Origin of the sequence: Streptomyces spiroverticillatus, from assembly GCA_014650415.1 — a bacterium.
Classification (GTDB): domain Bacteria; phylum Actinomycetota; class Actinomycetes; order Streptomycetales; family Streptomycetaceae; genus Streptomyces; species Streptomyces spiroverticillatus.
On the sequence record BMUX01000004.1, the window covers coordinates 280,915 to 300,306 of the forward strand.

Genomic DNA, 19,392 nt, shown 5'->3' on the forward strand with positions numbered 1-19,392 from the left:
ATGAGCACGATGGACCGCATCGTCGTCGCCGGGGCCTCCCTCGGCGGGCTGCGCACCGCGGAACAGCTGCGCCGGGCGAAGTTCGCGGGCGAGATCGTCGTCGTCGGCGACGAACCTCACATGCCCTACAACCGCCCGCCCCTCTCCAAGGAGGTCCTCGCCGGGAAGGCCGGCTTCGACTCGGTGGCCTTCCGGCCGAAGGCGGCCGCCGGGGACGTGGTGTGGCGGCTGGGCTCGGCCGTGGCCTCGGCGGACCTCGCCGGGCGGACGCTCACCCTGGCGGACGGCGAGTCCCTCTCGTACGACGGACTGGTCGTCGCCACCGGACTGCGGCCGCGGCGGCTCGACGTGCCCGGCCCGGTCGGGGGCCGGCACACGGTCCGCACCCTCGACGACGCCCGCGCCCTGCAAGGGGCCCTGCGGCCCGGCGCGCGGGTGGTCGTCGTCGGCGCGGGCTTCATCGGGTGCGAGGTCGCCGCGACCGCGCGGGGGCTCGGCGCCGAGGTGACCGTGGTCGAACCGACGCCGCTTCCGCTGGTGCGCGCGCTGGGCGAGGTGCTCGCGCGGGCACTGCTGGAGCGGCACCGCGCGCAGGGCGTGCGCTTCGCGCTCGGGCGTACGGTCAGCCGCTTCACCGGGACCGACGAGCGCGTGACCGGACTCGTACTGGACGACGAGTCGCGGGTGAGGGCCGATGTGGTCGTGGAGGCCGTCGGGTCGCTGCCCAACGTGGAGTGGCTGGAGGGCAACGGGCTCGACCTCAGCGACGGCCTGCTGTGCGACGAGCAGTTGCGGGCGGTCGGGGCGCCGGGGGGCGTGGTGGGTGTGGGGGACGTCGCGCGGTTCCCCAATGCCCGGTACGACGCGGTGGCGCGCCGCGTCGAGCACTGGTCGGTGCCGGGCGACAGCGCGAAGCACGCGGCGCGGACGCTGGTCGGGGCCGAGCAGGAGGCGTTCGCGCCGCTGCCCTCGTTCTGGTCGGACCAGTACGAGTACCGCGTGCAGTCCTTCGGGGCACCCGGGCTCGGCGCGGGTGACGTGCGGGTGCTGGAGGGGGATCCGGCCGGGGACGTGCTGGTCGGGTACCACGACGGGGGCGGGCGGCTGGTGGGGGTCGTGGCGCTGGGCGGGGCTGCGGTGGTGGCCAGGGCGGCGGCGTACCGGGGTGAATTGAGTTCGATTTCTGCGGGTTCTGCGGGTTCTGCGGGTTCTGCGGGTTCTTCTGATTTTTCCGTCATGCAAGGAGCATTGTCGTGAGCACCGTTCGCGGTTACTTCCACCCCAAGACGGCGACCGGTTCGTCGTCGCTGATTCCGGCGCCGCCGTGGCAGTACTCCGGCGACCTGTTGACCGTCGAGTACCGGACGGACCCGGAGCGGGTGCGTGAACTCCTGCCGGAGCCACTGGAGTTGGCGGAGGAGGACCCGGGTGCGGTGGCGCTGATCTGGGCGGACTGGCAGTCCTGCTCGGCGTCGCAGGAGGAGCTGCTCGACCCCGTGCGGGCGCAGTACAAGGAAGCGTTCGTGGTGGTGCGGTGCTCGTACAAGGGGCGGACGTACTCGCGGTGCGTCTACATCTGGGTCGACAAGGACTTCGCGATCGCGCGGGGGCTGCACCAGGGGTATCCGAAGAAGCTCGGGTCGATCCACCAGACGCGGCCGCATCCGTACGGGCCCGCTCCGCGGGTGGCGGCCGGGGCCCGTTTCGGCGCGACGCTCGCGGCGGCGGACCGGCGGCTGGCCGAGGCGACGTTCACCCTGCGGGAGGAGAGCGACACGAACGGGTTCGTGAACGGGCACCCGATGATTCACCACCGGTGGCTTCCCTCGATCGAGAAGGGGAAGGGGCTGGCGCTCGACGAGCTGATCGAGACGGGCGGGGCGTCCTTCGAGGCGGGGCCCGCGTGGGCGGCGGATGCGGAGCTGACGCTCTTCGATTCGCCGACGGAGGAGCTTTCGCGGCTGGAGATCCGGGAGCCGATCGGGGCGTACTTCCGGCAGGTCGGGGTGGTGTGGGACGGGGGGCGGTTGTTGGAGTCGGGGACGTCCGGAGCCGAGTAGGGCGGAGCCCACTGGATACGGGTCCTCGTGCCGCACCGGGTGGCTGCGGCTGGCCCTCTTCGTGCCGCACCCGGCACCCCGGTTGCCTGGGGCGCTCGCCCCGGCCCCGCCCCTTCACCTAAACCCGCGGGGCAGTTGCACGGTTCCGTGCGGGTGCGTCGTGGTTGCTCGCGCAGTTCCCCGCGCCCCTGAAGGGGCGCTCCAGCACCCGGCACGGGATCGTTCAGCCCGCTCGCGCCCACGCGGCGGAGCCGCAAATCGAAACGGCCCCGCGCCCCTAAGTACCCCCCTCCCAAGGAGTTCCGCCATGTCCCACACCACCACCGTCGCCGGTACCCCCGTCGACACCCGGCACTGGATCAACGGTGTCCGTGTCGCCTCTGCCGACGGCGCCACCTTTGCCGACCACTCCCCCATCGACGGCACCGAGCTCGGGCAGATCTCGCGGGGCGGGAAGCCCGAGGCCGAGGCCGCCGTGGCTGCGGCCAAGGCCGCCTTCCCCGCCTGGGCGGCGACCTCGCCGCAGGAGCGTGCCCGCCTCCTGCACGCCATCGCCGACGGCGTCGAGAAGCGCCTCGAAGAGCTGGCCCAGGTCGAGACCCACGACAACGGCGCCCTCATCCGTTCCCACCGCCGCGGCGTCATGCCCCGCGTCGCCCACAACTTCCGCTTCTTCGCGGACTGGCTGACCAACGACCTCGGGCACGAGGACTTCGACACCAACACCCGCCGCAATCACGTGAGTTGGGACCCGGCCGGCCCCTGCGTGCTCATCACGCCGTGGAACGCGCCGCTGATGATGGAGAGCTGGAAGGTCGCTCCCGCGCTCGCCGCCGGCAACACCGTCGTCCTCAAGCCCGCCGAGTGGTCGCCCCTCACCGCCTCCCTCCTCGCCGACATCGCCGCCGAGGCCGGGCTGCCCGCCGGTGTGCTCAACATCGTTCAGGGGTACGGGGCCGAGGTCGGCCAGGCGCTGACCGAGCACCCCGACGTACGCCGCATCAGCTTCACCGGCTCCGTGCCGACCGCCAGGCACATCTCGGCGGCCGCCGCGGCCAACCTCACCCCGGTCTCGCTGGAGCTGGGAGGCAAGTCCCCCCTCCTCGTGCTGGAGGACGCGGATCTGGATCTCGCCGTCGAGCTGGCCGTGGAGCAGTACGACAACGCCGGGCAGGTCTGCCTCGCAGGCACCCGGCTGCTCGTGCACGAGTCCCTCCAGGAGGCATTCGTAGAGAAGTTCGTCCAGAAGGCGAACTCCCTCGTCCAGGGCGACCCCCGCGACGCCGCCACCGACCTCGGGCCCAACATCCACCCCCGCCAGCTGGAGAAGATCGACGGCTTCGTGCAGCGGGCCCTCGCGGCGGGCGCCCAGGCCGTGATCGGCGGCGGGCCCAACACCGAACTCGGCGGCCTGTACTACCGGCCGACCCTCCTCACCGGTCTCGCGCAGGACGCCGAAGCCGTCCAGGAGGAGATCTTCGGCCCGGTCCTGACCCTCCAGACCTTCGCGGACGACGACGAGGCGGTCGCGCTGGCCAACGGCACCCGCTTCGGGCTCGCCGCCACCGTCGTCAGCGGCGACCGCGCGCACGCCGACCGCATCGCCCGGCAGCTCGTCGCGGGCACCGTCTGGGTCAACTGCTTCTACGTGCGCGACCTCCGCGCCCCCTTCGGCGGCTCCCGCCAGTCCGGGGTCGGCCGGGAGGGCGGCACCTGGAGCTTCGACTTCTACTGCGACCTCAAGAACACCGTCACCGCACAGGAATCAGGGTGGGTTCAGCATGGGTGAAATCGTCGGCGCGGGGCTGCTGTCCCACGTCCCCACCATCGTTCTGCCCGAGGAGACCCGCAAGGAGCTCAACGAGGGCCGCGAGATCAGCCTCGTGCCGGGGCTGCGCAAGCTCCGCGAGGAGGTCTTCGAGACGCTGGACTACGACACCGTCGTCGTCCTGGACTCCCACTGGGCGACCACCGTCGAGTACGTCGTCTCCGCACAGGACCGGCGGGCCGGGCTCTTCACCTCCGAAGAGCTGCCGCGCGGCATGTGCCGGATGCCGTACGACTATCCGGGCGACCCCGAGCTGGCGCGCAGCATCGCGGAGTTCGCGGAGCAGCACGGCACGTGGATCACGCCGATCGACGACCCGTATCTCCCGGTGTACTACGCCACGATCAACCTGTGGAAGTACCTCGGCGAGGGGCTCCCGGACAAGAAGTGGGTGTCGATCGGCGTCTGCCAGACCGCCGACACCGAGGACAACCTCCGGCTCGGCCGCGCGCTCGCCGACGGCATCGCCGCCACCGACCGCAAGGTGCTGCTCATCGCGTCCGGCGCCCTGTCGCACACCTTCTGGTCGCTGCGCGAGCTGCGCGACCACGAGTCCAGCGACCCGAGCCACATCTTCAGCGCCGGCGCCCGCGAGGCCGACTACGAGCGGATCGCCTGGTTCGAGCAGGGGCGGCACGACGAAGTCCTGCGCACCATGCCGGAGTTCTACAAGTTCAAGCCCGAGGCCCGCTTCGGGCACTACCTGATGATGCTCGGCGCGCTGGGCGAGGAGCGCTGCACCGCTCCCGGACGCCTGTACAGCGAGTACGAGAACGCGGTCGGCACCGGCCAGATCCACATCTGGTTCGACCGCCCCGACGGCGGCTGGAACGCCACCCCCGACAACACCATCACCTCCCAGGAGACCACCCATGCCTGAGTACCGCCGCATCCTTCTCGACGGTGCCGTCGTCCAAGTGGAGCGCCAGGACGACGAGTTGGTCTCCGCCGACGGCCGCCGCGTCAAGATCGACGACGCCCAGCACCTGCCGCCGGTCGTGCCGTCCAAGGTGATCGCCGTGCACCTCAACCACCGCAGCCGGGTGGAGGAGTTCCAGATCGACCTCACCCCCACCCCGACGTACTTCCACAAGCCGACCTCGGCGCTGAACTCCCACAAGGGTGCGATCGTGCGTCCCGAGGGCTGCAAGTACCTCAACTACGAGGGCGAGGTGGCGATCGTCATCGGCAGGACCGCCCGCAACATCTCGCCCGAGGAGGCCGGCGACTACATCGCCGGTTACACCATCGGCAACGACTACGGCCTGCACGACTTCCGTGACACCGACGCAGGTTCGATGCTGCGCGTGAAGGGCTCGGACACCCTGTGCCCGCTCGGCCCGGGTCTGGTCACCGACTGGGACTTCCGGGACAAGTACCTGCGTACGTACGTCAACGGCGAGGTCGTGCAGGACGGTTCCACCTCCGAGATGGAGTGGGACATGCACTACCTGGTCGCCGACATCGCCCGCACCATCACCCTGTACCCGGGCGACGTCCTGCTGTCGGGCACGCCCGCCAACTCCCGTCCCGTGCAGCCCGGTGACGTCGTCGAGGTCGAGGTCGAGGGGCTCGGGCGGCTCACGAACCGCATCGTCTCCGGCCCGCTCCCCGTCCGCGACGACTGCGGTGCGCAGCCCACCGAGTCGGAGGAGGTCGTCTCCACGGCCTTCGGCGGCGACTGGGAGTTCCGCGGCGTCCGCGCACCACGGCGCGGCTGACCGCAGATGGTCACCCAGCGGTCGGACCAGGCAGTCGGTGACGCGCCCCGCACACTCAAGCGGGGCGCCCTGGGTGCCTTCGGCATCCTCTTCTTCGTTCTCTCCGCACAGGCCCCGCTGACCGGCATGGCCGGGGCCGCCCCGATCGCGATAGCCATCGGGAACGGCCCCGGCGTCCCGGCGGCGTACGCCGTCGCGGGCGGCATCGTGCTCCTGTTCTCCGTCGGGTTCGTCGCGATGGGGCGGTACGTCGTGGACGCGGGCGCGTTCTACACGTACATCGGCAAGGGGCTCGGCCGGACCTTCGGCATCGGCAGCGCGGGCGTGGCGCTGCTCGCGTACACCACCATCCAGAGCTCGATGTACGGGCTCTACGGTGCGACGACGAGCAAGCTCTTCGCGGACTACGCGGGGCTCGAAGTCCCCTGGTGGGTCTGCGCGTTCGTGACGATGGCGATCGTGCAGCTGCTGGGCGTGCTGGGCATCGAGGTGGGCGCGAAGGTGCTCACCGTCTTCGTGCTCGCCGAGTTCAGCATCCTGCTGGCGTTCGGCATTGTGACGCTGTTCCAGGGCGGCGGGCCGGAGGGCCTGAACGCGGGCGCCTCCTTCTCGCCGTCCGCGATGCTGGAGGGCGCGCCCGGTGTGGCGCTGGTCTTCGCGCTCGCCTCGATGCTCGGCTTCGAGGCGACGGCGATCTACGGGGAGGAGGCGCGCGACCCGAAGAAGACGGTGCCGCGTGCCACCTATCTGGCGGTCGCGGTGGTGACCTGCTTCTTCGCCTTCACCACGTGGATGCTGATCTCCTCGTACGGGGCGTCCAAGAGCGCGGCGGCGGCCGGGGCGGCGCTGGAGGGCGGTGACGGGGCGGCCTTCGTGTTCGCGCCCGTGGCCGCGCAGTTCGGGGCCTGGACCAACGACGTCCTGCCCTTCCTCCTGGCCACCTCGCTCTTCGCGGGAATCCTCGCCTTCCACAACTCGGCCAACCGCTACCTCTTCTCGCTGAGCCGCGACGGCCTGCTCCCGCGCAAGCTGTCGGTGCTCAACGAGCGGCAGTCGCCGTGGGCGGCCGGGGTGGTCCAGACGCTGATGGCGGCGGCGCTCGCGCTGCCGTTCGTGGTGCTGGGCAAGGACCCGGTGCTGACGATGTTCTCCTGGTTCAGCGGGGTCGCGGCCCTGGCGATCACGTTCCTGTACTTCCTGACCTCGGTCGCGGTGATCGTCTTCTTCCGCCGCACCCGGCAGGACACCCGCCTCTGGAACACGCTGATCGCCCCGCTGCTCGGGTCGCTCGGCATCGCGGGCACGCTCTTCCTGGTGGTCGACAACTTCCCCACCCTGATCGGCGGGGACGCGTCGACCGCGACCTGGCTGGCGGTGTCCGTGCCGGCGGCGCTGGTGCTGTGCGCGGGCCTGTCCCGGCTGCCCTACGCGAGGAGGGCGGCCCGGGCGAAGAGCTGAACACCCCCTGGTACGTCACGTCGGCCGGGCCCCTGACCTGGGGTTCCGGCCGGACGTACAATTTGATGTCGAACGACCGATCCGCTAGGTGTGTGTCCGAAGGAGAGCCCGTGCCCGGCCAGCGTTCCATCATCGAGACCGAGAAGCTGGTCGAGTCCAAGCTCGGCGGCATCCCCATCCAGCACGAGCAGATGGCGGTCATCGCCAACATCCACCGTGCCGCCGCCGCCGTGCGCGGGCACTTCGAGAACTCGGTGCTGCGCGGCTCCGACCTCACCTGGACCGCGTTCGTGGTGCTGTGGGTGGTGTGGATCTGGGGCGAGCAGGAGACGCGTTACGTCGCCGAGGAGGCCGGAATCTCGAAGGGCACCCTGACCGGCGTGGCCAGAACCCTGGAGGGGCGCGGCCTGGTGCGGCGCACCGACCACCCCTCCGACGGACGGCGCGTGCTGCTCAGCCTGACCGACGAGGGCGAGAAGCTGATGCGCCGCGTCTTCCCCGAGCTGAACGCCGAAGAGGCTTTTGTGGCACAGCAGTTGGACGCCGACGAGTGCAAGAAGACGGCGGACGCGCTGCGCCGGATCGTGGTCCAGGTGGAGGAGCACGGCGAGGAGCGCCGCCGGGAGCTGCTGAACGGCCAGGAGCCCGCACCGCGCCGCAGCGGCCGCCGGGCCGCGAAGCCGTAACTGCTCTGCGGGGCAAGGGCGTTCACGCAGCCTGCCGCACCGGGCCGAACCAGCCGTCGAGCACGTCGGCCAGCCCGCCCTCCCCGGCCCACGCCACGTAGCCGTCGGGGCGCACGAGCACTGCCTCCCAGCCGAGGGGTTCACTGCTGGAGACTCGTACGGTACGAAGTCCTGCCCGGGTCCCCGCAGGGTGCGCGACGCCCCCGGCGAGGAGAAGCAACGGCTGTGCCTCGTGGAGGAGTTGGGCGACCGTGACCGGGCCTTCGGCGGTGGTGAAGGCGTGGTTCGGGAGGAAGGTGCCCGTCAGGCCCTGGGACGGGTCCCCGTAGCGGATGCCCTGGCCGCTGACGGTGTCGGCCATGTCCCTGACCCGGGCGGGGTCGGCGAGCTGTGCGGTGATCCGTGCGCGCAGGTGGTCGTGCTCGGGGTGCGGGTTCATGACGGCGGCCTGGGCGCGGGTGTTGTCGACGACCTCCTGGCCGACCGGCCGGCGCTCGCTCGTGTACGTGTCGAGGAGTGCGGCGGGGGCGTCGCCCCGGGCCACCGCGCCGAGCTTCCAGCCCAGGTTGAAGGCGTCCTGGAGGCCGGTGTTGAGGCCCTGCCCGCCGAGCGGGGCGTGGACGTGCGCGGCGTCGCCCGCGAGCAGCACCCGGCCGGGTCCGGCCGACCGGTAGGTGTCGGCGAGGCGGGTGAAGTCGCTGAACCGGGACAGGTACGTCGCCCCGCGCATCGGCACGTCGCGGCCCAGCACCCGGTTCGTCGCCTCGGTCAACTCGGCGAAGGACACGGGCTGTTGGCGATCCGGAAACGGCCTGGTGAAATCATGGACGACGACACGGCTGAGTCCGTACGGATTGACGTTGATCAGCGTCGCGCCCTCGGGCCCGTGCGCCCAGCCGCCGGGGGCGGACGCCGGGTCGAGGAGTTCCACCAGGGCGACGATGCCGCTGAAGGACGGCGGGGTGGTGGTCGCCTGTATACCGGCGGCCTCGCGGACGGTGGAACGGGCCCCGTCGCTGCCGATCAGCCAGTCGGCGTCGATGCGGGAGCGGGTGCCGTCCTCGGCAAGCGTCTCGACCGTGACGCCGTCGGCATGCTCGGCCAGGCCGGTCACCCGCACCCCGCGCCGGATCTCGGCGCCCAGTGCACGCGCCCTGGACTCGAAGGCCTCCTCCAGCGCGGACTGCGACTGGTTGAAGATCGGCGGGCCCTCGGCGGTGGGGGTGGTGATCTCCAGGAGGGGCAGTCCGGCGAAGTGGAAGCCGGTGCGGTGGTGCAGGTCGAGCCGGCCCGGCTCGGGGAGCCGCAGGAAGCCCCGCCGGAGCAGGGACTGCACGCTGCGGGCGTGCAGGGTGCCGGCTCGTGGGGTGTCCCTGACCTTGAGGTCCTGCTCCAGGACGATCGCTTCGACGTTCTGGAGGGCAAGCTCACAGGCAAGCATCATGCCGACCGGGCCGCCGCCCGCGACGATCACTCGGGTGCGTTCGGGAAAACGGTCGGTCGGCATGCGGGGCCTCCTGGGAGTGGGGGACGGAAGGGGGTCAGTCCTGCGGCTTCACGGAGGCGGAGGCGGAGGCGTCGGAGGCTTCAGCGCCCTCGGTGCCGTCGAAGCTGGCGAAGTACACCGCCGCCATGTCCTCCCCGCCGTGTCCCAGCGCGGAGGCGCGGGCGAAGCGGTCGCGGGCGGCTTCGACGCCGTCCAGGCGCAGGCCCGTGCGGCGGGCGGCCTCGGCGGCGAGGCGGGCGTCCTTCTCCGCGTTGTCGACGCTGAAGCTGGGGGTGAAGTCCCCGGACAGGACGACCCCCGACTTGCCCTGGAAGTAGCCGCTGTCCAGGGGGCCGCCGGTGACGGCGTCCAGGAAGAGCTTCGGGTCGACGTCGAGGCCCTTGGCGAGGGCGAGGGCCTCGCCGACGCCGTTGGTGAGGGCGACGACCCAGGCGTTGAGGACCAGCTTGAGGCGGCTGGACTCGCCCTTCGCGCCGTCCTCGCCGACCCACACGGTGCGCGAGCCGATCACGTCGAAGAGCGGCTGGACCGTGGGCCGCACGGACTCCGGGCCCGCCGCGAGGATGATCAGCTTGCCGAGTTCGGCGGGCTGGCGGGTGCCCAGCACCGGGGCGTCGACCAGGACGAGCCCGGTCTCGGCGGCGTACGCGCCGATCGCGTCGATGTCCTCGCCGACAGTGCTGACCTGCACCCAGACCGTGCCCTTCGCCAGCTTGGGGGCGGCGGCGCGGACGGCTTCCAGGACGCGGGGGCCGTCGTTGAGGACGGTGAGGACGACGTCGGCGCCGTCGACCGCGTCGGCCGGGGTGTCGGCGACGTGCACGCCGTCGGCGGCCAGGGCGTCGGCCTTGGCCCGGGTGCGGTTCCAGACGCGGACGGTGAAGCCGTCCTTGGCGAGGTTGCGGGCGACGGGGGCGCCGATGATTCCGGTGCCGAGGACGGCGACGACCGGCCGGGGGGTGGTCATGTCAGACTCCTGCGGTTCGAAAATTTTCGTACCCCGTCACCATAGAGACCCCCCGGATATGCTGGCAACGCCCCCACGTGAACTCCGGATGAAAGGTCACCGATGCCGGTACAGCTCTCCCATCCGCCGTTGACCGATGTCCAACTCGACGCCGTGTACGGGGCGTTGGCCGACCGGCACCGGCGGCTCGTGGTGGTCAGGCTGGCCTCGTCGCCGGACGAGGAAGTGCCCTGTACGACCCTGGACGTACCGGGGTCGAAGTCCACCCGCTCGTACCACTGGAAGGTCCTGCGCGAGGCGGGCCTGATCGTCCAGCGCAGCACGGGCACCGGGATGCTGCTGCGACTGCGCCCCGACTTCGAGGAGCGCTTCCCGGGACTGCTGGACAGCCTGCTGCGCCTGGAGGGGCCCGGACGGTAGGGCCAAGGCCAGAGCCCGGTCAGGACTCCGGCGGCAGGATGCGGTCCACGAGTGCGGCCAGGTCGCCCCGGCCGGAGACCTTGCCGAGCACGCGCAGCCCGTACATCGAGTTGAGCAGGTAGAGCGCGCGGTCGCGGGGCGGCTCGGCGGACGCGGGCAGCGATCCGTCGCGCACCCCCTGCTCCACGCAGGCCGCCAGCGCCTGCGTCATGCGGTCGAAGGTGTCCCGGACGTGCTGGGTGACCCGGGCGTCACGGCCGGCCAACTCCATGGCGGAGTTGACCACGAGACACCCCCGGTGGGCGGGATGCTCCGCCGTCTCCTCCTCGACGACGCTCATCAGGACCGTACGGATCCGGTCGCGCGCCGGACCCTCGCCCTCTTCGAGGAGGGTCACCAGGCGGGTCGTCCACTCGTCGTCGTATCTCTTGAGCGCAGCCTGGAACAGGCCGTACTTGCTGTCGAAAGTGTTGTAGAGACTGCCGCGGCCGAGGCCCGTGCTGTCCACCAGGTCCTGGGCCGAAGTGGCTTCGTAGCCCTTGGCCCAGAAGGTGTCCATGGCCGCGTCCAGTGCTTTGTCGAGGTCGAAGCCCCGGGGGCGAGGTGACATAGCAGCAAGGTTAGCCGTTCTGGAACGATTGTTAAACTTCCATTGCGCAGAGTGCAATCGATGCGGGAAGTGTGCTTGTCTCAGTCGCGCAGCTCGCCGCCCACCCGTCCAGCACGGAACAGGGCGCGGGGGGAGGCCCGGAAGCCGGGCACCGAGAGCGCAACACCACTGGGGAGAACACCTTGCCTGGAGCCCATCCCGCCGTACCGGACCGCGACCTCCGCACCGCCCGCGAGGACCGCGCCGCCCACGCCATCCGCCCCGAGCACGCCTCCTGCCTGCCCGGTCAGCTGGAGCACCAGATCGCACTGCGCCCCGACGAGGTGGCCGTCGTCAGCGGCGACCAGCACCTCACCTTCCGGGAGCTGGGCCTCGCGAGCGGCCGACTCGCCGCGAAACTCCACCTCTTGGGTGTGGGGACCGACGACTGCGTCGGCGTCTTCACCGAGCCCTCGCTCGACCTGATGGTCGGGGCCTGGGGCGTCCTCTTCGCCGGGGCCGCCTATCTGCCGCTGTCCCCGGAGTACCCGGAGGACCGGCTGCGCTACATGATCGAGAACAGCCGCACCACCGTCGTCGTCACCCAGGAGCACCTGCGCGAGCGGCTCGCCGCCGTCGCCCCGGCGGGCACCCGCATCGTCACGCCCGACGAGGCCCGGGACGTCTCGACCGCCGACGTGCACCACTGCACGGTGTCCCCCTGGGCTCGGACCCCGCACCCGCAGCCGGCGGCGCCCGGCCCCCGGCCCGACTCGCTCGCGTACGTCATCTACACCTCGGGCAGCACCGGCCGCCCCAAGGGCGTGATGATCGAGCACCGAAGCGTCGTCTCGCAGCTGCGCTGGATGCACACGTTCGGTCATCTCGGCAGCCATGTCACGGTGTTGCAGAAGACGCCGATGAGCTTCGACGCCGCGCAGTGGGAGATCCTCGCACCCGCCACCGGCGCACGGGTCGTCGTCGCCCCGCCGGGCAGCTACCGGGACCCCGAGGCGCTGATCGCCGCGATCAACCGGCACCGGGTGACGACCCTTCAGGGCGTGCCGACCCTGCTCCAAGCCCTCCTGGACACCGAGCAGTTCAGCTCCTGCACCTCGCTGCACCGCGTCTTCTCCGGCGGCGAGGCACTCTCGCGCCGCCTCGCCCGCGCCCTGCTGACGGCGCTGCCGAACGCCTCGCTGGTCAATCTGTACGGGCCCACCGAGACCACCATCAACGCCACCGCCAACCTGGTCGACCCCGACTCGCTGGACGACCCGACGGAGGGCAACGGAACCGTCCCCATCGGGGTCCCCGTCGACAACACCCAGTGCTTCATCCTGGACGAGGAGCGCCGCCCGGTCGGCATCGGCACGACCGGCGAACTCTACATAGGCGGCGTTCAGTTGGCACGCGGCTACCTGCACCGCCCGGACCTCACCGAGGAACGCTTCGTCCCCTCGCCCTTCGTCCCCACCGAGCGCCTCTACCGCACCGGCGACCTCGCCCACTGGAACCCGGACGGCACCATCACCTGCCTCGGCCGGGCCGACAACCAGGTCAAACTGCGCGGCTACCGCGTGGAGTTGGACGAGATCACGGTCGCGATCGAGGAGCACACCTGGGTGCGCAGGGCGGCGGCCGTGGTCACGGACGACGCCCGCACCGGTTTCCAGAACCTGGTGGCCGTGGTCGAGCTGAACCCGCGCGAGGCGGCCCTGATGGACCAGGGCAACCACGGCGGCCACCACCAGTCCAAGGCCAGCAAACTCCAGGTCAAGGCGCAGCTCTCGCACGCCGGAGTGCGCGACGCGGTCGACCTGCTCGGCCGCCCGGCACTGGAGCTGCCGGGTCGTGACGGCACCGAGCGCCAGCGCCGGGAGACCTTCGCCCGCAAGACGTACCGCTTCTACGACGGCGGCGAGGTCACCCGCGAGGACCTGCTGAAGCTGCTCGCGCCGCGCACTCCGGCCGCCGCCCCCGGACGCGACCTGTCGGAGCTGTCGGTCGACCAACTCGGCGACGTACTGCGCTGGTTCGGCCCCTTCCGGAGCACGGAGCGGCTGCTGCCGAAGTACGCGTACGCCTCCCCCGGTGCGCTGTACGCGACCCAGCTCTACCTGGAGACCACCGGCTTCGCGGGCATCGAGGACGGCATCCACTACCACCACCCCGTCGACCACACCCTGGTCCGGATCGCGGGCCCCTCGGGGCTCCTCCCCGACACCGGGGGCACCGCGCTCCGCCTGCACTTCCTCGGCAAGGACAAGGCGATCCAGCCGGTCTACGCCAACAACATCCGCGAGGTCCTGGAGTTCGAGACGGGCCACATGCTGGGCGTCTTCGAGGAGGTGCTCCCGGAGTACGGGCTGACCGTGCGGCCGACCGGGTTGCTGCCCGGGGTGAAGGACCTGCTCGGGGTGCCCGAGGAGGACCACTACCTGGGCACCTTCGAGATCGTCCGCGCGGACGGCACTCCGGCCGACGATCCGACGGAGATCTATGTGCAGGCCCATCCGGGGCGGGTGGCCGGTCTGACTGAGGGTCACTACCGTTATGGGGAAGGCGAGTTGATCCCTCTCTCCCCCGACCTCGTGCAGCGCAAGCACGTCATCGCCATCAACCAGAGCGTGTACGACCGGGCCTCGTTCGGCATCGCCGCCGTCAGCCGCGCCGCCGAACCCTGGCTCTCGTACATCGCGATGGGCACCAAGCTCCACCACCTCCAGCGCAACGGACTGGCCCTCGGCTTCATGTCGGCGGGCTACAGCTCCGAGTCCGGCAACCCGCTGCCCGCCTCCCGCCGCATCGACGAGATCCTCGCGGCACAGGGCGTCGAGCGCGGCCCGTCGTACTTCTTCCTCGGCGGGCGGGTCAGCGAGGAGCAGATCCGCAGCGAGGGCATGTACGAGGACTCGGTGCACTCCAAGGGCCCCGCCGAGATCATCAAGGACGAGCTGGCGACCCTGCTGCCCGACTACATGATCCCCAACCGGGTCCTGGTCCTGGACAGCCTGCCGCTCACCGCCAACGGCAAGGTCGACGCGAAGGCCCTGGCCGCCGACGAGACGGTGCGCGCGGCGGGCAGCGACGCGCCGTACGTCGCCCCGGAGACCGAGCACGAGAAGTGGCTCGCCGAGGCGTGGGGCAAGGCCCTCAAGTACGAGGACCCCTCGACGGCGGACGACTTCTTCACCGCGGGCGGCAACTCGCTTGTCGCGGTCGCGCTCGTCAACCGGATCAACCGGGAGTTCGGCACGGCGCTGCCGCTGCAAGTCATCTTCGAAGCACCGAAGTTGGGGGAGCTGGCCGCGCGGATCGAGGTTGAGGGCGGGACTGGTTCCGCCGTCTCCTCCTCGCGGCTGATCCGGTTGTACGAGGACGAGTCGGCCGGGCTGCCGCCGGTGTTCTGCTGGCCGGGACTCGGCGGGTACCCCATGAACCTCCGCCTCCTGGGGCGGGAGTCCGGGCTCGGCCGGTCCTTCTACGGCATCCAGGCGCACGGCATCAACGCGGGCGAGACCCCGTACCCGACGGTGCAGGACATGGCCGCGGCCGACGTCGCCGAGATCCGGCGGATCCAGCCGGAGGGCCCGTACCTGCTGTGGGGGTACTCCTTCGGGGCGCGGGTCGCCTTCGAGACGGCCTGGCAGCTGGAGCAGGCCGGGCAGGAGGTCTCCGACCTGGTGCTGATCTGCCCCGGGAACCCGAAGGTGCGGGCCGCCGAGACCGCCGCGCACGGCAGGGAGTCCTCCTACGCCAACCCGGCGTACGTGACGATCCTGCACTCGGTGTTCGCCGGGTCGATCACGGGCCCGCAGGTCGCGGAGTGCCTGGCGGCGGCGCACGACGAGGACTCCTTCGTCGCCTTCGTCCACGACCGGATACCCGCCCTCGGCGAGGAGCTGATCCGCCGGATCACCAGGATCGTCGCCGAGACGTACGAATTCGACTACAACTTCCGCGAGTTGACGGAGCGTCAGGTGACGGCGCCGGTGACGGTGCTCAAGGCCGTCGGCGACGACTACTCCTTCATCGAGGACGCGACGGGGTACACGGTGTCGCCGGCGAGGGTGGTGGATCTCGCGGCCGATCACTACGCGGTGCTCAAGCCGCAGGGGCTGCCGGAACTTCTCGCGGCCATTCGCGCTCGTCTCGCCTGACCACTGCCGACCACCTTTGGAGTGTCCCGTGCCCCACATCGACCTGAGTCACTTTCCCGTCGAGCTGAACGAGGCGGAGCGGGAGCGGCTCGCGTCCGACCTGACGTCCGTGATCGTCGAGCACTTCGGTACGTACGAGGGAGCCGTGTCGATCGCCCTGCATCCGGTGCCGCCGGAGGCGTGGGACGAACGGGTCGTCGGCCCGCTGATCGCGGCGCAGGAGCCGCGGCTGATCAAGGCTCCGGCCTACAGACCGGTGTAAGGGCACCTCCGTCCTCTTCCCCCTAGCCCCCTTAGGCGGCGGGGCCGCCCCCCTTCCCTCGTCCCCTTGGGCGGCGGGGCCGCCCCCCGGGGGCGGGACGGGCGGGCAAGGGGGCGGCCCGCCCGATCCGGGCCCACCCGGACACCGCCCCCTGCCCGCACCCACCAGCACCGGCCAAGCCCCGGCCAGCCCACCACCCCGCACCCCGCACCCCACACCCCCGTACAAGAAAGGCCACCCCATGCCCGACTCCCTCGGCCCCCGCCTCAAGGTCGGCGTCGTCCTGCCCTCCACCAACACCTCCGCCCAGCCCGAGATGGAGTCCCTCCGCCCCCACCACGTCACCAACCACACCGGCCGCATGCTCATCGGTGACGACTCGATGGTCGACGAGCCCGGCTTTGACCACGTCATGCACAGCATCCGCCGCTCCACCGTCCCCGCCATCGAAAGCGTCGTCAGCTGCAACCCCGACGGCGTCGTCATCGGCGTCTCCCCGGAGAGCTACTGGGACGGCCCCGACTCCCACGCCCACGTCCTCGCCTCCCTCACCGAAGCCGCCGGCGGCCGGCCGGTGATCATGAGCCCCGACGCCATCAAGGCCGCCCTGGACGTCTACCAGGCCCGTCGCGTCGCCGTCATCACCCCGTACCTGCCCGTCGGCGACGACTCCGTGAGCCGCTTCTTCAAGGACAGCGGCTACGACGTCGTCCGCATCCAGGGCCTCGGCGTGTCGAGCCCGGCCCGGATCTCGCACGTGTCCGAGGCCCAACTCCGCGACACCGTAAGGGACATCGACGGCCCCGACATCGAGGCCATCGTCCAGGTCGGCACGAACGTCGCCATGACCCGCCTCGCCGCCGTCGCCGAGACCTGGCTCGACAAGCCCGTCATCTCCAACAACACGGTCCTGTACTGGCACGCCCTGCGGACCCTCGGCATCACCGACCACGTCCACGGCCACGGCTCCCTGCTCTCCGAGCACTGAGACACGCGCCCCGAGCCCCGACCCGTCCCCCTGGAGACCCCGTGACCACCGAAGCCCGGCCCGCAAGCACCACCACAACCACCCCGCCGCCCGTCAAGGAGCGGCTGCCGATCCTCAAGCTGCTCGCCTTCACCGCCGCGGGCTTCCTCGCGATCATGACCGAGACGATGCCGGCGGGTCTGCTCCCCCAGATCAGCAAGGGCCTGAACATCTCCGAGGGCCTCGCGGGCCAGCTCGTCACGCTGTACGCGATCGGCTCGGTCGTCGCCGCGATCCCGGTGATCGCCGCGACCCGCGCGATGAACCGCCGCCCCCTCCTCCTCTACGCGGTCGGCTCCCTCTTCGTCTTCAACACCGTGACCGCGCTCTCCTCCAACTACGCCGTCACCCTGGGCGCTCGCTTCATCGCGGGCATGGCGTCCGGCGTCATCTGGGGCCTGCTGGCGGGCTACTCGCGCCGCCTGGTCCCCGAGCACCTCCAGGGCCGGGCCCTCGCGATCGTCGGCGTCGGCCAGCCGATCGCGCTCACCTTCGGCGTCCCGCTCGGCACGCTGCTGGGCTCCCTGTTCGGCTGGCAGGGCGTCTTCTGGATCATGTCGGCGGTCGCGCTCCTCCTCGTCGTCTGGGTGCGCGCCCTGGTCCCGGACTTCCCCGGCCAGGCCGCCGAACAGCGCCTGCCCATCCGGAAGATCTTCCTCACCCCGGGCATCCGCCCGATCCTGGCCGTGATCTTCCTGTGGATCCTGGCCCACAACATCCTCTACACGTACATCGCCCCGTTCCTCGCCAAGGCGGGCATCGGCGAGCGCGTGGACGCGATCCTGCTCCTCTTCGGCGCCACGGCCATCGCGGGCATCTGGTTCACGGGCCTGTTCGTCGACCGCAAGCTGCGCGTCCTGACCCTCGCGAGCCTGGCGGGCTTCGCCGCGGCCGCCCTCATCCTCGGCATCGGCCAGAACTCCCCGATCGCCGTCATCATCGGCGTCGTCGCCTGGGGCCTCACCTTCGGCGGCGCCCCCACCCTCCTCCAGACCGCCATCGCGGACGCGGCGGGCGACGGCGCGGACGTCGCCCAGTCCATGCTGGTCACCATCTTCAACCTCGCCGTCGCGGGCGGCGGCGTGGTCGGCGGCCTCCTCCTGGAGTCCTCGGGCGCGGGCACCTTCCCGTGGGTCCTGCTGGGCCTGGGCGTGGTCGCCCTGCTTGTCGTCGGTACGTCCAAGTCGCACGCCTTCAAGGCGGGCGCGCGCGGCGAAGCCTGACCGAGGGCCCACCAGAAGACGTACGGCTCACAAGGCCGTCTCCCCCACACAGGCCGTGCCCCGCTCCGCTTCGACCAGCGGACCGGGGCACGGCCCTCTGCGTCCGGGCAGCGGTTCAGAACGGGGGTTCCTCGCACCAGGGGCCCGTCCCGGCCACGAGCGGCCGTGGGTCCTGCCGCTGGAGGAGCGCCAGGGCCTCCTCGACCCGGCCGAGGTCGACGAGGTGGCGGGCCAGGTCGTGCCGGAGGTCCGGGGCGTGCTCTTCCAGGACGGCTACCGCCTCCTCGACGCGTCCGGCACCGGCCAGCAGCTCCGCGACGTGCTCCGCCGCGTACCAGGTGCCGCCCTCGGCGTGGGAACGGGCCTGCGCGATGGCCGCGTCGACACCGTCGCAGGCGGCGATCAGGGGCAGTCGTATCCAGTACAGATCCCACGCCTCCTCTCCCGCGCGGGCTGCGGCGAGCGCGTCGAGGCATTCCAGGCCGTCGCGCGGGCGGTCCGCGTCGAGGTACAGAACGGACAGCGTGTGCAGGATGCAGTCGTCCCCCGGGTAGGCCTCGGCGGGGACGCGCATCACCGCGATCGCTTCGTCCCACCGCCCGTGCCGGGCCAGGAGCTGCGCGAGCTCGTAAGCCGAGCGGGACGTGCTGTCCGTGGCGACAGCCCGGCGGCAGGCCGTGACCGCCCCCTCCACGTCACCGTCCTCCTCGAGCAACCGCACGAGTTCGCTCAGGGCGGCATCCGCGCCGTCACCCAGCGCGAACTCCCTCAGCTCATCGAGACGTCCGTTCCGGCCCAGCATCGCGGCCAGCCGCTCGCCGCCATTGACCAGCGTGGACCCACCAGTACGGAGCAGGGCGATCGCCTCCTCGGTCCGGCCCTGCCGCTCGCGGACAGTGGAGAGCCACTCGATCACCGCGTACCGGTCGAGGCCCCGGCAGCAGAACGGGAAGTCGGAACACTCGTGCTCGGTCAGGGCTATGAGCAGTTCGGCGGCTTCCTCGTCACACCCGGCGGCACCCGCGACGTCGACCAGGGCCTCGGCCGGGGACCACTCGCCGACGTGCGGTCGCAACAGCACGAATGCCTCCTCCGCCCGGCCGTGTCGGGCGAGCAATCGCGCGTAGAACGCCAACGCGTCCGGATGCCCGGCCTCCATGCGGACCCGGGTGATCTCGATCGCCTCGTCGACGCGCCCCCAGCCCTCCAGCAGCTCGGCCGTGGCGCTCACCGCCGTCCACCACCCGGTCGCCAGGTACGGGGCGAGCACCTCCCGCGCGTCCGCCTGCCGCCCCTGCTCCCCCAGCAACCGCGCCCAGGCCAGCGCACAGAACCACTCCCCGCGCCCGGCCTGCTCCTCCACAACCTCGGCCCTGCCACGTTCCAGCAGCCGGGAGACCACATCCGGCGGAATGCAGCCGGACATCGTCCGCGCCCGGTATTCAAGATCGTCAGCTTCCACGAGCGCACCCTAGCGACCG

Annotated in this window: 16 protein-coding genes; 12 read left to right on the forward strand and 4 right to left on the reverse strand. The window is 71.3% G+C overall.

Annotated features, from left to right (window positions below; all coding sequences use genetic code 11):
- From IE269_RS12760 to IE269_RS12790, 7 genes are all read left to right on the forward strand, one after another.
- Entirely contained in the window at nucleotides 1-1,257 is a 1,257-nt protein-coding gene (locus tag IE269_RS12760; protein WP_189822988.1) for an NAD(P)/FAD-dependent oxidoreductase, read from the forward strand.
- On the forward strand, nucleotides 1,254-2,060 hold the full coding sequence (locus IE269_RS12765; RefSeq protein WP_189822989.1) for an acetoacetate decarboxylase family protein: 807 nt from the start codon (nucleotides 1,254-1,256) through the stop codon (nucleotides 2,058-2,060). Before IE269_RS12760 ends, IE269_RS12765 begins: the two co-directional genes overlap by 4 nt.
- Nucleotides 2,061-2,367: 307 nt before the next feature.
- A complete protein-coding gene (locus IE269_RS12770) occupies nucleotides 2,368-3,849 on the forward strand; it encodes an aldehyde dehydrogenase (protein WP_189822990.1) in 1,482 nt (493 codons plus the stop codon).
- Nucleotides 3,842-4,768, forward strand: a complete 927-nt coding sequence (locus IE269_RS12775) for a 3,4-dihydroxyphenylacetate 2,3-dioxygenase (protein ID WP_189822991.1) — start codon at nucleotides 3,842-3,844, stop codon at nucleotides 4,766-4,768. The genes IE269_RS12770 and IE269_RS12775 overlap by 8 nt, the downstream gene beginning before the upstream one ends.
- Nucleotides 4,761-5,609, forward strand: coding sequence for a fumarylacetoacetate hydrolase family protein (locus IE269_RS12780; protein WP_189822992.1), 849 nt, complete (start codon nucleotides 4,761-4,763; stop codon nucleotides 5,607-5,609). The genes IE269_RS12775 and IE269_RS12780 overlap by 8 nt, the downstream gene beginning before the upstream one ends.
- A 6-nt stretch (nucleotides 5,610-5,615) precedes the next feature.
- Complete coding sequence (locus IE269_RS12785) at nucleotides 5,616-7,067, forward strand: APC family permease (RefSeq protein ID WP_189822993.1); 1,452 nt, start codon at nucleotides 5,616-5,618, stop codon at nucleotides 7,065-7,067.
- Between the two features lie 110 nt (nucleotides 7,068-7,177).
- A complete protein-coding gene (locus tag IE269_RS12790) occupies nucleotides 7,178-7,753 on the forward strand; it encodes a MarR family winged helix-turn-helix transcriptional regulator (protein ID WP_189822994.1) in 576 nt (191 codons plus the stop codon).
- 22 nt (nucleotides 7,754-7,775) lie between these two features.
- On the opposite strand, the gene IE269_RS12795 is transcribed toward IE269_RS12790, so the two are convergent.
- Together IE269_RS12795 and IE269_RS12800 are read right to left on the reverse strand one after the other, a co-directional pair.
- Nucleotides 7,776-9,260, reverse strand: a complete 1,485-nt coding sequence (locus tag IE269_RS12795) for an FAD-dependent monooxygenase (protein ID WP_189822995.1) — start codon at nucleotides 9,258-9,260, stop codon at nucleotides 7,776-7,778.
- A 34-nt stretch (nucleotides 9,261-9,294) separates the two neighbouring features.
- Nucleotides 9,295-10,227: an NAD(P)-dependent oxidoreductase gene (locus IE269_RS12800; protein ID WP_189822996.1), complete on the reverse strand. Its 933-nt coding sequence runs from the start codon at nucleotides 10,225-10,227 to the stop codon at nucleotides 9,295-9,297.
- Nucleotides 10,228-10,356: 129 nt separating this feature from the next.
- Between IE269_RS12800 and IE269_RS12805 the strand changes: the two genes are divergently transcribed.
- Nucleotides 10,357-10,647 carry an ArsR/SmtB family transcription factor gene (locus IE269_RS12805; protein WP_229897605.1) on the forward strand — a complete coding sequence of 97 codons (291 nt, stop codon included), beginning with the start codon at nucleotides 10,357-10,359 and terminating at the stop codon, nucleotides 10,645-10,647.
- A gap of 19 nt (nucleotides 10,648-10,666) precedes the next feature.
- On the opposite strand, the gene IE269_RS12810 is transcribed toward IE269_RS12805, so the two are convergent.
- Nucleotides 10,667-11,257, reverse strand: coding sequence for a TetR/AcrR family transcriptional regulator (locus tag IE269_RS12810; protein WP_189822998.1), 591 nt, complete (start codon nucleotides 11,255-11,257; stop codon nucleotides 10,667-10,669).
- Nucleotides 11,258-11,511: 254 nt separating this feature from the next.
- Between IE269_RS12810 and IE269_RS12815 the strand changes: the two genes are divergently transcribed.
- The 4 genes from IE269_RS12815 to IE269_RS12830 all read left to right on the forward strand — a co-directional run bounded on the left by IE269_RS12815 (nucleotide 11,512) and on the right by IE269_RS12830 (nucleotide 17,911).
- On the forward strand, nucleotides 11,512-15,399 hold the full coding sequence (locus IE269_RS12815; protein ID WP_189823315.1) for a non-ribosomal peptide synthetase family protein: 3,888 nt from the start codon (nucleotides 11,512-11,514) through the stop codon (nucleotides 15,397-15,399).
- A gap of 28 nt (nucleotides 15,400-15,427) precedes the next feature.
- Nucleotides 15,428-15,661 (forward strand): tautomerase family protein, encoded by a 234-nt coding sequence (locus tag IE269_RS12820; RefSeq protein WP_189822999.1) that lies wholly within the window; start codon nucleotides 15,428-15,430, stop codon nucleotides 15,659-15,661.
- Nucleotides 15,662-15,902: 241 nt separating this feature from the next.
- Nucleotides 15,903-16,649 (forward strand): maleate cis-trans isomerase family protein, encoded by a 747-nt coding sequence (locus IE269_RS12825; protein ID WP_189823000.1) that lies wholly within the window; start codon nucleotides 15,903-15,905, stop codon nucleotides 16,647-16,649.
- 41 nt (nucleotides 16,650-16,690) lie between these two features.
- The gene (locus IE269_RS12830; protein ID WP_189823001.1) at nucleotides 16,691-17,911 is read left to right on the forward strand and encodes an MFS transporter; all 1,221 of its coding nucleotides are present in this window, start codon (nucleotides 16,691-16,693) and stop codon (nucleotides 17,909-17,911) included.
- A gap of 115 nt (nucleotides 17,912-18,026) precedes the next feature.
- Here IE269_RS12830 and IE269_RS12835 read toward each other — a convergent pair whose 3' ends face one another.
- On the reverse strand, nucleotides 18,027-19,373 hold the full coding sequence (locus tag IE269_RS12835; protein WP_189823002.1) for a tetratricopeptide repeat protein: 1,347 nt from the start codon (nucleotides 19,371-19,373) through the stop codon (nucleotides 18,027-18,029).
- Nucleotides 19,374-19,392 lie beyond the last annotated feature (19 nt).